The sequence below is a fragment of the Peribacillus sedimenti genome (assembly GCF_046237635.1).
In the GTDB taxonomy this organism is placed as follows: Bacteria; Bacillota; Bacilli; order Bacillales; family DSM-1321; genus Peribacillus; species Peribacillus sedimenti.
In genome coordinates this window covers 614,684-627,684 of the sequence record NZ_CP143547.1, presented here as the reverse complement: position 1 = coordinate 627,684, position 13,001 = coordinate 614,684, and the positions used below count along the sequence as shown (strand labels likewise).

Annotated in this window: 9 protein-coding genes and 1 pseudogene; 2 read left to right on the top strand and 8 right to left on the bottom strand. The window is 41.6% G+C overall.

Annotation, left to right across the window (positions count from 1 at the left end; all coding sequences use genetic code 11):
• Positions 1-7: 7 nt before the first annotated feature.
• The 3 genes from V1500_RS03235 to V1500_RS03225 form a co-directional block, all read right to left on the bottom strand.
• Positions 8-859 carry a MurR/RpiR family transcriptional regulator gene (locus V1500_RS03235; RefSeq protein ID WP_409304172.1) on the bottom strand — a complete coding sequence of 284 codons (852 nt, stop codon included), beginning with the start codon at positions 857-859 and terminating at the stop codon, positions 8-10.
• A 264-nt stretch (positions 860-1,123) separates the two neighbouring features.
• Positions 1,124-2,641, bottom strand: coding sequence for an acetyl-CoA hydrolase/transferase family protein (locus tag V1500_RS03230; RefSeq protein ID WP_409304171.1), 1,518 nt, complete (start codon positions 2,639-2,641; stop codon positions 1,124-1,126).
• A gap of 378 nt (positions 2,642-3,019) precedes the next feature.
• Positions 3,020-3,664: a LytTR family DNA-binding domain-containing protein gene (locus tag V1500_RS03225; protein WP_409304170.1), complete on the bottom strand. Its 645-nt coding sequence runs from the start codon at positions 3,662-3,664 to the stop codon at positions 3,020-3,022.
• Positions 3,665-3,890: 226 nt separating this feature from the next.
• Between V1500_RS03225 and V1500_RS03220 the strand changes: the two genes are divergently transcribed.
• Positions 3,891-4,265: a hypothetical protein gene (locus V1500_RS03220; RefSeq protein WP_409304169.1), complete on the top strand. Its 375-nt coding sequence runs from the start codon at positions 3,891-3,893 to the stop codon at positions 4,263-4,265.
• A 140-nt stretch (positions 4,266-4,405) separates the two neighbouring features.
• Here V1500_RS03220 and V1500_RS03215 read toward each other — a convergent pair whose 3' ends face one another.
• The gene (locus V1500_RS03215) at positions 4,406-6,097 is read right to left on the bottom strand and encodes a methyl-accepting chemotaxis protein (protein WP_409304168.1); all 1,692 of its coding nucleotides are present in this window, start codon (positions 6,095-6,097) and stop codon (positions 4,406-4,408) included.
• 664 nt (positions 6,098-6,761) lie between these two features.
• Here V1500_RS03215 and V1500_RS03210 point away from each other — a divergent pair.
• A complete protein-coding gene (locus V1500_RS03210) occupies positions 6,762-7,676 on the top strand; it encodes an alpha/beta hydrolase (RefSeq protein ID WP_409304167.1) in 915 nt (304 codons plus the stop codon).
• 117 nt (positions 7,677-7,793) lie between these two features.
• On the opposite strand, the gene V1500_RS03205 is transcribed toward V1500_RS03210, so the two are convergent.
• The 4 genes and pseudogenes from V1500_RS03205 to V1500_RS03190 all read right to left on the bottom strand — a co-directional run bounded on the left by V1500_RS03205 (position 7,794) and on the right by V1500_RS03190 (position 12,721).
• Positions 7,794-10,682, bottom strand: a complete 2,889-nt coding sequence (locus V1500_RS03205; protein ID WP_409305903.1) for a DUF3427 domain-containing protein — start codon at positions 10,680-10,682, stop codon at positions 7,794-7,796.
• Between the two features lie 123 nt (positions 10,683-10,805).
• Positions 10,806-11,207: a (deoxy)nucleoside triphosphate pyrophosphohydrolase gene (locus tag V1500_RS03200; RefSeq protein WP_409304166.1), complete on the bottom strand. Its 402-nt coding sequence runs from the start codon at positions 11,205-11,207 to the stop codon at positions 10,806-10,808.
• Between the two features lie 245 nt (positions 11,208-11,452).
• On the bottom strand, positions 11,453-11,611 hold the full coding sequence (locus V1500_RS03195; RefSeq protein WP_409304165.1) for a hypothetical protein: 159 nt from the start codon (positions 11,609-11,611) through the stop codon (positions 11,453-11,455).
• A gap of 8 nt (positions 11,612-11,619) precedes the next feature.
• Positions 11,620-12,721: pseudogene (locus V1500_RS03190) on the bottom strand (threonine aldolase family protein).
• Between the last annotated feature and the right edge of the window lie 280 nt (positions 12,722-13,001).

Genomic DNA, 13,001 nt, shown 5'->3' with positions numbered 1-13,001 from the left:
TTTTTTGTTATTCAATGAACACATTGTTTTCCGAATAAAGTTTTTCAAGCTTTTGCTGATGGAGCTGAATTCGCTTTTCGTCCCGCTCATGAATTCCTGCGATGACCAGTTCAAGCAAGCTGATTACGGAAGCTGTTGAGTTGGTACCGCTTTCTGCATTTTCTTCAGTTGTGAGCGTAATATCAGAAATCCTGCCAACCGGTGACAGGAGACGATCGGTGACCGAAAGCAAGGTAATACCCTGTTGCTTCGCACACTCCGCGATCTTGAAGGTTTCTTTCGCGTACCTGGGGAAGGAAATAACTACTACCACCGAACGTTCAGTAAGATTGCAAAGCTTCTCAAAAAAGTCACCGGCCGGGGAACATAGGCTTACATTTTCCCTTAATGAGCTTAAAGAATGGGAGAGCCAATTGGCCGCCGCATTGGAAATCCTGTGCCCGGCAATCAGGATTTGGTCAGCTGCTATGAGAGCATCCACTGCTTTCCAGATATCCTGCACATTCGTATAATCCAGTAAATGCTCTAAAATATGAACCTGGCTTTCTATCAACCTGGTAAATGTATCCTCAGTCACACTTCCATTGCCGCTATGTCCTCTGCTGGCAGCTCCCGTTTTGTTGTGATGAATAAGCTGCTCTTGAATTTTCTCCTGCATTTGGCTAAACCCTTGAAACCCTAAAGCATAGGAGAGGCGAATGACCGTTGTTTCGCTGACCTGCGCTTTACGTCCGATTTGAAATGCTGTTTTAAAAGCAGCTTCCTCCAGGTTGTCAACCAGATAAGTTGCCACTTTCTTCTGTCCTGCCGATAAATGGGGAAACTTTTCCTTTACTAAAAGTTTAAAAAGCTGTTCCATTCACTTATCCTTTCATGAGTGCAGTAAATTCTTCATTCATTACTTTAGGTGAAGCTTATACTTCATTTTGTATACTTTAACACAAATTTTTAAATTTTTCGACTACTTACTTAACTTATATTGAAATATGCATGGTTGAGGAATTCGTGGCTGTCCAAATAAATTGTGTCAGAATTGTCTAGGTGTTTGACACCCTTTAACAAAATAAGCGTACTGGCGGTTGCAGTACGCTTTCAAGCAAGAACGTGTTTATTTTTGAAAAAATTACAGGCTATCGACTGTCGCTGCTTCGAGCATGGTGCCATTGTTGGCAAAGTTTGTGTGCCAGGAAAATGCTTTTTCCAGAACATGCGGGGTTTGTCCGCCACGACTAAGTGCTTCCTGGTAGTACTCCCAAAGCTGCCTGCGATAGGTCGGGTGGGCACAGTTTTCAATGATGAGCTCTACTCTTTCCCTTGGTGCAAGGCCGCGCAAGTCTGCGTATCCCTGCTCTGTCACAATGACATCCACATCATGCTCTGTGTGGTCCACATGTGAGACAAACGGAACGATACTTGAGATATCCCCATTTTTCGCAATGGATTTTGTTACAAAGATGGCAAGCCGTGCGTTTCTGGCAAAATCCCCTGATCCCCCGATTCCGTTCATCATTTTTGTTCCCGAGACATGGGTGGAATTGACATTACCGTAGATATCCAGTTCCAATGCTGTATTGATGGAAATCAAACCGAGGCGACGGATGATTTCAGGATGATTGGAGATTTCCTGCGGCCTCATGATCAAGCGTTCGCGATACTTTTCAATATTGGAAAATACCTCTTTCATTTTTGTATCCGAAAGTGTGATGGAACAGCATGATGCAAATTTCACCTTTCCAGCATCCATCAAATCAAAAACTGCATCCTGCAATACTTCGGAATATACCTCCAGGTCTTCAAACTCCGAATCCAGCATGCCATGCAGAACTGCATTTGCCACAGAACCGATTCCTGACTGTAAAGGAGCAAGACGTTCTGTGAGGCGGCCAGCTTCCACTTCCTTCCGGAGGAACCCAATTAAATGCTGGGCCATGATTTTTGTTTCTTCATCCGGCTGGACAATGGTAGAAGGAGAATCCAATTGATTTGTAAACACGATTCCTTTTACCTTTTCCACATCAATCGGGATTCCTAACGATCCGATGCGATCATCTGATTTTGTCAATGGAATCGGAGACCTATCACCCTGCTTGCCTGGCTCATACAGATCATGCAGTCCCTCTAATTTCTCGGACTGGGCCATATTGATTTCAATAATGATAGATTCTGCATTTTGGGCAAATAATAAAGAATTTCCGATTGATGTAGTCGGGATCACCATCCCGTCCTCCGTAATAGAAACCGCTTCCAAAATTGCATAATCAATTGGGGCCATCACATTTGCACGCACCAGCTCAGCTGTATGTGATAAATGCTGGTCGACGAACAGAAAATCTCCCTGATTAATGCCCCGTCTCATCGTTGGGTCTGCCTGGAAAGGAAGCCTTTTGCCCAGGATACCTGCTTCCGCAAATAATTTATCTACATCCGAGCCCAAAGATGCACCGGTATAGACATTCACTTTAAATGTCTCCTGCTCAGCTCTTTTGACCAAAGCAAAAGGAACTGCTTTCACATCTCCTGCTCGTGTAAACCCGCTTAATCCAAGAGTCATTCCGTCCTGGATCCATGATGCAGCTTCCTCAGGTGAAACTACTCGATCCAATAAATGAGGGTCTCTAATTCGCTGATAGTTTTTTTCCATACACCCATCCCTCTCCGCTAGTAATGATAAAATAATATTACCCATTAATTCGGATAAAGATAGAGACATCGGGATAAGTTACGGAAAATTCGGATAAAACAGTTAAATCGAAAACTAAAGCAGAATAAAAATGGATGAATTTTGCCTCTAATTGTTTCGTCCTTAGGTGAACCATTAAATTCTTTCTGCGGTTTCCTGTTCGTTGGCAAAGCCATTTTTTCCCACGGATTTTACTGACGGATATGCACTATTCATAGTTGCGGTTCCATTAATTTTCAAGTGACATATCTTGCTATGCAGCTGTTATGCCGGCAGTGCAGCCGTCATAATTAAAGATAGGCGCTGGAATGACCAAAGCCTAAAAAGCAAAAAAATCCATTAAAACCCTAACAGTTTCCGGAAATAGCTTGAATACGATTGACTGACCGGCACCCTGTCGCCGTTATCCATATAAAGCAAAAAGGTTGAGTGGGTATCTGGATAAATTTCTTTAATATGATTCACATTGACAATGAAGGACCGGTGGCATCTGATAAAGTAATCTTTTGGAAGAAGGTATTCAAATTCCTGGAGCGAGTTCTTATGGGTACCAGATTGCTCTGCGCTAAAAACATATGTCTTTTTATCCTTTGCTTCCAGATATACAACGTCTGAGAACGGGATTGGAATCCAGGCATCCTGTGTTTTAATCGTGACTACTGATTTTCCATCCGAAAGGGCGGGATATATTGCCGTCACTGTTCCTTGCAGCTTGCCTTCATGAAGAAAGGGCACAGCCATTCCGTGGTAGGGCACCCCGAATACATCCCGGTTAATAAATTCCGAAACTTTTTGATTCGTAGCTAACGCTTTATAGGCTATCGTTCCTTCCCGCACCCTGTCACCCGGCCGGATCTTCAGGTCAATCCGTTTACTCGGCCGATAATAGATATACTCGGTAGTATTCGAAACAGCTATCGAAATTTCATCTGAAAACAATTCACCAATTACATCTAATAGTGATACAACTGTAATACTGTCCATCGCCAACACCTTTCATGAAGTACAAGACTAGTACTCTATTCTATTTTCGCTTCCTGTTGCCATTCTCGCTATAGCAGAAAAATGTTTTGGAAGTGAGCGTTACCGACAAACATATAGGTTATGTAAGCGTCGATTTGGATAATATATAACATAGTCTTTTTTTATTATAATACGAATATAGCATATGACATGCTTCTATAATATACGCCAAGAGGATGATAAAGTAATGTATGAAAAAATGGTTAAATCAATTGATCCCTCCGCCCTGCCTGACATCGACACGTTAATAGGGCAGCTGCGCCAGAAACTGCCGCAGGTATATACTGCCGGTAACCTTCATGCTTATTGTGAGGCGCTGAATATCGTACTAAAAATAGGAATCAAACAGGATTACACCCCGATGATGCTGTACCTGCCAGCCCGGCCGGACCTGAAGCAAAACCTTGTTACCCAGTTTCAGCTTATCAACAAAACCATTGCCACAAGAAATCAAAATAAAGAATGGTATCATGACTTATTTGCTCTTTTTGTCGCCATGCCGCACCACCTGGAACTGCAGTGGAGTGATATTGAGGCAGAGGTTGTTGCGATGAACCAGTAGACTTTTTCGGATAGTAAAAAAAACAGCTGCGGAATTTTCCTCAGCTGTTTAATAATGTTTTGTTTTAAATGGTGAAGCAAATATTTATCTACAAAAAGCAGATATATGGTTTACAAACAATGAACGATTATTTACCAGGGTTAAAGCTTAAACCTGTTCACAAGCACCTTTAATTCTTCAGCCATCATGGCAAGCGCCTGTGCAGAAGAGTCGATTTCTTCCATGGAAGCAAGCTGCTCTTCAGTAGATGCGGCCACTTCCTCGGTGCTGGCGGCATTCGCTTTTGCCAATGAAGAAATTTCGTAAGCTGCAGAGGATACTTCCTCAATGCTAGCAGAGATTTGCTGAACTGTCGCAGTTACCTCTTCAATTTGTGGTGTAATGCCTCTTGTGCTGTCCAAAATAAGTGAGAATTTCTCGGAGGTTTGTTCTGATACCTTAACTCCGGCTTCTGCGTTTTTCACAACTTCATTCATGATTATTACTGATTCTTCTGTATCCTTTTGGATCATATTAATCAAATGTGCGATATTTTTTGTCGATGACTGAGATTGCTCGGCGAGCTTTCTTACCTCATCCGCCACCACTGCAAACCCTTTTCCATGTTCACCCGCTCTTGCTGCTTCAATGGCAGCGTTCAATGCAAGCAAATTAGTCTGTTCGGCAATGCCATTTATCACATCCAGAATTTCTCCAATTTCCTTTGAACGCTTTGCCAGGGATCCGATCACGTCATTCGAACGACTGACAGATTCGTGGATGAATCGCATTTGTGCCAGATTGTCCTCCACATATTTACCGCCTTCTTCGGCCTGTACGGTTGTGTTTCTTGATAGTTCTGTAACATTTGTTGAACTTTCTGAGATTCGCAGTACTCCCTCTAGGACCTCATTAAGAGAGCTTGAATTGCTCTGGAGCTTTACGGTAGTTATATCCGTACCGCCAGCAATTTCCTGGATGGCAGAAGCCACCGTTTCAGAAGCCTTGCTTGATTGTTCGGCACTTGCCGTCAATTGTTCTGCAGAGGCGGCGACCTGATCGGAATTGCTCGCTATGCCGCTGATCATATCGCGCAGGTTTACCGTCATTTTCTCGAAGGATTCGTTTAGATTATAAATTTCATCCTTGCTCTTAAGCTTCAGCTTCCTCACATTTAAGTTGCCTGACGCCACTTGTTCCGTAATCTTGGCAAGTGCTGTAATCGGACGGGAAATAAGCAGGGAAATGATAATGCCGCTGCCAATTGCCAATACAGTGGCAATGACGCTAAACAGCATCACCTGTGAAATTCCCGCTTTTGAATGATCCTGGGTTTCTTTGACCCGCTTATCCAGGACGTCTTCCTTCAGCCAAGTGTATAAGGATTGCGACTTATCCGTCATATCGGTACTGATTGGCACAATCTGTTCCAGACCATCTGTGATCGCCTTTTCTCTATCAATTTTAACAGCATCCATAATTTGGTCACTTTTTAATACAAATTCTTGGTTAGCCTTTTCTATTTCACCCAGCTTTTCCTTTGTTTCGGGCAGGGTCGCTAATTCTCGTCCCTTTTGAATAGATTCGCTTATCCGATCGTTTGTCTCATGAAGTTTGGTGCGCATGTCTTCATTTTCATATAGCATATACGCCCTATAATACCCTACCTGCAAAGCGATGTCTGTTTGAATGGATTGTGTGATGGATCGCAATTCTGAGACGGTCGAAATTAAATATTTGTAAGACTCATCGGTACCCTTCGCATTTTTGTACGCAAAGAACGAGGAAATTCCAAATATCAGACATACAATCAGAAAGCTTCCAATCAATTTTTGTTTAATAGATAACTTCATTTCTTCATAATCTCCCTTACTGTTTTCATGTTGCGTGAATCAATATGATGATTACATGTATAAATTAGCTCTGTTAAACTGCATAGTTGAAAATGCTTTCCGCTTAATGCATTCTGCACTTTTTCCCGTTAAAATTACATTTTAACAGTGCCAAAAAAAAATAAAAAACGCTCCAAATCCTGATGAATGCACGCAGGATTAGAAGCGTTTAGTTTTTTAGCATTCCATACTAACTAACCAAAAGCCTTGTTTAACACAACAGAACAAATAAAATATTCTATCATTTCGTTGCGATAAATAAGTCTATCAACCTGTCTTACAAGGATAATATACCCACTTATCATAGTAGTTATATATTCACACAAAATCTACTAATTTACCATAATTTTATAAAAAAATCCAATAAAATGAACTATTAGGCCTATAAAATTGTAAATGATTTGTAATTCGACAATTAACGATTCACAAACACACTTCTGCTTGACCCAGAGTTTCCCTTTCTTTAGGCCATTTCATTTTATGAGCTTGATCACTGATTCTTCACAAATTTTCATACACCATTTTTATCGGATTCAATTTTAGTTACTTTCATAGGAAAGAAGGATTATTTACTCATCAGGTGAATATATAATGTATCCGTTTACATTTGGAGGGGGTTGTCGAATTGGCTAGTAAAGAGGCGATTGCAGTAAGGCAGCGTTTAATTGAACATGTTTCATCACAAACAGGAAGGTCCACCCTTCAAGAAGCCCGGGACGGGTTGGAAAAATTATTAGGTTCCATACCATTGGATTCGGACATCAAGGTAGAAAAATTTTCTGTGGAGGGAATGGCTGCCGAATGGATAAGCGCACCTGCTGTCACAGAGGAACGGGTTTTCCTATATCTCCACGGTGGAGCTTACATAGTTGGAAGCTTAAATACTCATAGAGATATAGCATCCAAGCTTTCACGGGCAACTGGTGCGCGGGTGCTGGTGATCGAATACCGCCTTGCTCCGGAAAATCCATATCCTGCTGCCATGGAGGATGCGGTAAAAGCTTATCGGTGGCTGACTTCCTCAGGAGTCGCGCCAGAACAGATCGTAATTGGCGGTGACTCAGCCGGCGGAGGCTTAACACTGGCCACTTTATTATCACTTAGGGAGGCAGGGGACAAATTGCCTGCCGCTGCAGTGCTTCTTTCTCCTTGGACAGACATGGAGGGTACAGGTGCCTCCATGGAAGCACGTGCTGACTATGATCCCTGGCTCGATCCACAGCAGAGCCGCCAGACACCTGTTTTGTATTTAGGCAGCCTCGATCCGCGGCATCCGCATGTCTCGCCGATCTATGCAGATTTGCAAGGTTTGCCTCCTATGATTATTCATGTGGGGAATGATGAAATCCTCTTAGACGACTCAGTTCGTCTAGTGGAAAAAGCACGCGCTGACGGGGTCGATGTCACTTTTAAAATTTGGGATGATATGTGGCATGTATTTCAGCAGTTTCCAATCCCTGAAGCCAAACAGTCAATCGAAGAAATCGGGGCATACGTGATACAAAAGCTGGAACAAATTGCTTCCAAAGTTGAAAGATGAAGGTAGAGGATAGCCGTGTGCTATCCTCGTTGAATTGATAAATAAAGCTGCTAAATCCATTAGCAGCTTTATTTATCCTTATATAGTTACAGCCAACGAAATTAAAAATACTTTTATCTACTGAAACTCCCTAATATAGTGATATAGCTTCGTTTCTACGGCTTGCTCCAAAACCAAATTCATATGGACCACCGGCTTGTTATCTTTCATAACAGTCTGCTCCACACTCTCCCTATCAGGTACAGCTTTGCCCAGATAATAAAAATCACTGCCTTCATCATCATCCTTTTTAACGAATATATGAAGGTCAATGCCTCTTTTCTGAGCCTCGATAATTTCAATTACTTCATTTGATTGCAAGGTCCGATTGCTCCTTGTGGACCACTGCAGCACTTCTTGATTTATGAATTCTTCACTATAAGCTACACTCTTCTCTATTTTATCTTCGTTCTTATGATATGTGACAAAAATTGGACAGGTGTTGTATTTGGTCTTATATCCATACATCGTTGAACTTTCATCATTTCTCCAGTTCAAAAGCCTGCAGGCATCCTTCCTCGTATATTTTTTATACAGAGTAAGAGGCCTGTTTTGCTGATAGCGCATATTCTTTTCCTTTGAACTTTCCACAATGTCGATTACTAAATTCCTGAAGCAGACGTTTTCAATGAGGCTCTGTTTAATATCATCATTCAGTACAAAATCCTGATTACGATTTACTAATATAAGCGGCTTATCCCCATACTTATGTTTATATGTTTGTGTGAAAAAGGATAGATCAAATACCCTGTGCACCGATTCAATAGTTTCGTCAGAAGCATCACAGTCAAAGTCTATTAAACTATTGCGTAATTCTGCGTAGCTAACCTTTTCTTTCTGCAAGAGCAAATCCAATAAAATAATTTCATGCCTACGCTTTCCGTTTAGCACTTCATTGGATAGCATGGTCAGAACTTTATTTTCAAATTCCGATATAGCAGGTACCTCTTCCTTAACCTTTATTAAAAACTGATAATAGTTAGCATATTTCTGGACAATGACTGTAGGGTCAATCGAATGATTTTCTATAAAATCGTGTAGATATGGAACCCGGCCTAGCCTGTTCTTTAGTTCTATATAGGCCTCTTTTAAGATCTTCAAGTCCGTTAGGCTGCTATTATTGATAGCTTTAAATATTTGTTTTTTCGCTACTTCTTCAAAGTTGATAGTGGATACTCCCTTAATATAACCAGTGTCAGTAACAAGCCTGCGTAAGTTATCTTTATTCTGGGATTTGTCTCCTGATAAAGCAGCCGGTATTAAGTAATTATTCTTATAATTACCGATGAAGTCTATAATGGTGACAAATTCTTTCGAATCATGCTTACGCAGTCCCCGGCCAAGCTGTTGGATAAAAATAATACTGGATTGTGTCTGCCTTAGCATTACGACCTGGTTTACACTAGGGATATCGATGCCCTCATTAAAAATATCCACGGTAATAATGTAATCCAGAATCCCTTCTTCCAAACGTTTTACCTGCCTTGCCCTTTCTTCCTGTGAATCCTTCCCGGTGAGTGCAATCGTTGTATAATTCTTTGAATTAAGGATAGTGGATAACTGCTCAGCCTCTTCCTTCCGGCTGCAGAATATCAGCCCTCTTACTCTATCGCCAGAAAAACCATAGTATCGCATTTTATCGACTAAATGGTTCACCCGTTCCTCTGTAACCAGCTTAGACAGAACTGTGGTGTCCTCTATCATCTCTCCGTTGTACTCAAGATCCGTCACTCCAAAATAATGAAACGGGCATAGCATGTCCTCTTCAAGTGCTTCCTGAAGCCTGATTTCATAAGCAATATTATAGTCAAACAGCTCATAAATATTGAAATCATCTGTTCGTTCCGGTGTAGCCGTCATTCCCATTAAAAACTTTGGACGAAAATAATCGAACACCTTTTGATAGGATTGGGCACCCGCTTTATGCACTTCATCTATCAAAATATAATCAAATTCTTCTGGATTGAATTGCCACAAAGTCTCATCTTTAGAAATAGTCTGGATAGTCGCAAATAAATATTTGGCATCAATCTGTTTACTAGACCCTGACAGGATTCCAAAATCTTTATCCATTCCGCCCAGCACTCTCTTAAAATCCGATTTAGCCTTTTGTAATATTTGTTCCCTATGAACGATAAACAGCGTTCGTTTTGGAGCATATCTTCTCACATCGAAAGCTGATAAATAGGTTTTTCCTGTTCCAGTAGCAGAAATAATTAAAGCTTTTTCCTTATCGGCTTTGCGAACAGCCTCAATCTGCTGTAAGGCTGCTTGTTGCATATGGTTCGGAACAATTTGAAGGGCTTCTGTAATAGCATTGTGTTGGTACTCTGCAGGAAAATCCGCTACCTGCTCAAGTTTGTTGTTGAGTTCGACCCGAGTATATGACTTCTCATAATCCGCAATCCATCCCTCCGTTAACGGTTCCGATTCCAGCCACACATCTTCGAACTGGTTCTTGAAGTGATGGACAATCTCCCCGTTCTCGTGAGAATTGAGTTTTACATTCCATTCATAATTAACCTTAAGTGCATGTGCTGTAAGGTTCGAACTCCCAATTATCAATGAATAATGGGTGTCATGGTTAAAAATATATCCTTTAGAATGGAAGCCTGCGAGATTGGTTAGCCTCACCTCAACATTGGTAATCTTCAAAAGCTCCCTAAATACTTTCGGTTGATTAAAATGTAAAAAGGTAGACGTTAAGATCCTTCCGTTTACTCCCTTTCTCTTAAGATCAAGAAAATGAGATTTCAGGGTAGCCAGACCGCTTTCCGTGATAAATGCCACCGAAAATATAAAGGACTGACAAACGTCCAGTTCGTCCAGTAATGCATTCAAGACGTTTTCATTTTTTTGCACATTGTTAATAAGCAGCTTTGGTTTATAACTCCCATAATAGCTGGAGGTATGATCAATAAAACCCTTATGTAATGAGGCTTGTAGGTTTTCAATAAAGTTTGCCATCTTATCACCAGTTGATTCCAATCGTTTTTCATTCATTTTATATAACAGCAGATGTAAGATCAATGAATTTAAGCAAATTAAAAGCTATTCACATTCAGCATGAATAGCTTTTCTTATCAATAATCAACGCGGCCAAGACATCCCTGATAGCTTTTCGATAGCAGGAATGTCAGCAGGTGCCCAGTCCAAGGTTGAAAGTTCCTCCACTGGCAGCCATTTGATGGCGGCATGTTCGGTTAATACTGGTGTTCCTTCGATCAGCCTGCTGTAAAAGGTTGTCAAATGAACAATCCCAAAGTCGTATTCGTATACGGTATGTTCAATCTGCTCACCGATTTCCACCCTGCAGCGCATTTCCTCTTGTATTTCCCTCTGTAACGCTTCCTGTGGCGTTTCTCCTTCTTCTATTTTTCCGCCTGGAAACTCCCATTTAAATGACAGGACTTTGGAAGCTCCCCTTTGCGCACATAATATTTTTTCATCTTCTACAATGACAGCACCAACAACATGAATGTTCTTTTTCATATGACCTCCCGTAAAACAATAAGCTAGTCTTTAGTATGTAATCATTTTTTATATTAAACAACTCTGGTTCCAAAACCCTACCAAAAAATAATATCATGTAAATCCCGCGGCTGCCTTATGTTGCATAGGAGCGGTCACGAACTTCGGTAAAAAATCCGCTGCACAAAACAAAGCTGCCAATATGGCAGCCTTTAGTAAAAATTATTCATTCGGATTCATCGGGAGGCAATTCCAGCGGTAAAGATTCAATCTGAATGGATTGACCATTTCTTGCTCTTCCATTCCATTCCGTTTTCCGTCTCGGTCAAAGTCCTCCTGGCTGTCTGGCATGCCATCATCATCGTTTTTGACCTTTTGACTACTACAAATTGATACATTAAGCCAGTTACAACTGATTTCAGCAAAACAATAGTCACTCCACAATTTGTCTCATTCTCTCACCCAACAGTTGAAACACCCTGTCCAATTGTTCTTTCGGAACCCGTGCAAACTGGTCACCAATGCTCACCTCAAAATAGGACGCACCCTCGCCGATCTCTCTTACATAGCTCGACAATCCGACACCTGCTTCCTCATAAAGCTCAATCAATATATCTTGAACCTTTTTCTTCGGCATCTCAAAATGAACGTGGAACATATTCGATACCGGTTCTGCCGGCAACGTCGAAACACCCTGGCATCGATTATATAGGCGGGCCAGTTCTTTAGCGTCTTCATAATATTGGCCCATTTTGTTTATCCTCTGGCCAAAATAATAATCCGAACTAATAATGTACGGGTATAGGCTGATCAAATCGCCGCCATGACGCCTTTTCCATATCTTAGACTCCTCAGTAAATTCCTTTCCCCCGGCAAGAATCGCACCCGCAATCCCGCCAATTCCTTTGTAGAAAGAAACATAAACACTATCAAAAAGGTTACAGACTTCCGCAGCTGACTTCTGATAGAATGGAAGAATTTCAAACAGACGCGCCCCGTCCAAATGAAGCTTGATCCCTTTTTCACGGCAATAAACCGATATGGATTCCAGCGTCTCGTAATCCGGCAGCTGTCCGCCAATCTCCCGCTGCGGCAATTCAAGAAGCACACAGGCAATATCTTCATCCATCCCGGTTACATCGTCCAGTGTGATGACACGGTTTTTATCAGCCAGCAACACTGATTCAATATGATGCAGTTTTTTCAAACCATCTTCTTCATGAATTTCCAAATGACTCAATGGATGATATGCGACCCGGCTTGTCCCCTTTTGGTCACACCATATCCTTAAGGCAATCTGCTGGGCCATCGTGCCGCTCGGAAAAAATACAGCTGTTTCCTTGCCCACGGTATTCCGCCATTTTATCCTGGAAATCATCAATAATGCTGCCTGTACCGTATATATCGCTTTCTTCGTTTCCATCAATATGTTCAATTGCCTCTTTCAAAACTTGAACATTGCGGGTTCCATGCCCACCCAGCTGAAATTCGGTTTCTTTGAAAGCTGCCAGCAATGGATTATCAAGCGCTTTCAGAAAGGCATCCAGTTCCTTCTCTGTCTTGAATGGAAAAGCATATCCATAAGTGATCGGTTCCTTGCCCCCATTCATCCGCTTCGGAAACTGTCGCAGTGCTGTGCTATGATTTTTCCCGCTGCTTTTACCCAGCAATCGATGATTCAGTTCTACGGTTTCCGGATTCAATACAACACTAATCTGTGCAGTAGGCAGCAAATATACGATTTCCTTGCTTACCTTATGTTCATACTCCCGTCCCTTGGTTGTCTCATGGGTCAATGTGAAATTGTTCCTCGTA

What these genes read in the sequence shown, in the direction of transcription:
- V1500_RS03235 (WP_409304172.1), bottom strand. Translation starts at nt 859, where the DNA reads ATGGAACAGCTTTTTAAACTTTTAGTAAAGGAAAAGTTTCCCCATTTA.
- V1500_RS03230 (WP_409304171.1), bottom strand. Translation starts at nt 2,641, where the DNA reads ATGGAAAAAAACTATCAGCGAATTAGAGACCCTCATTTATTGGATCGA.
- V1500_RS03225 (WP_409304170.1), bottom strand. Translation starts at nt 3,664, where the DNA reads ATGGACAGTATTACAGTTGTATCACTATTAGATGTAATTGGTGAATTG.
- V1500_RS03220 (WP_409304169.1), top strand. Translation starts at nt 3,891, where the DNA reads ATGTATGAAAAAATGGTTAAATCAATTGATCCCTCCGCCCTGCCTGAC.
- V1500_RS03215 (WP_409304168.1), bottom strand. Translation starts at nt 6,097, where the DNA reads ATGAAGTTATCTATTAAACAAAAATTGATTGGAAGCTTTCTGATTGTA.
- V1500_RS03205 (WP_409305903.1), bottom strand. Translation starts at nt 10,682, where the DNA reads ATGGCAAACTTTATTGAAAACCTACAAGCCTCATTACATAAGGGTTTT.
- V1500_RS03200 (WP_409304166.1), bottom strand. Translation starts at nt 11,207, where the DNA reads ATGAAAAAGAACATTCATGTTGTTGGTGCTGTCATTGTAGAAGATGAA.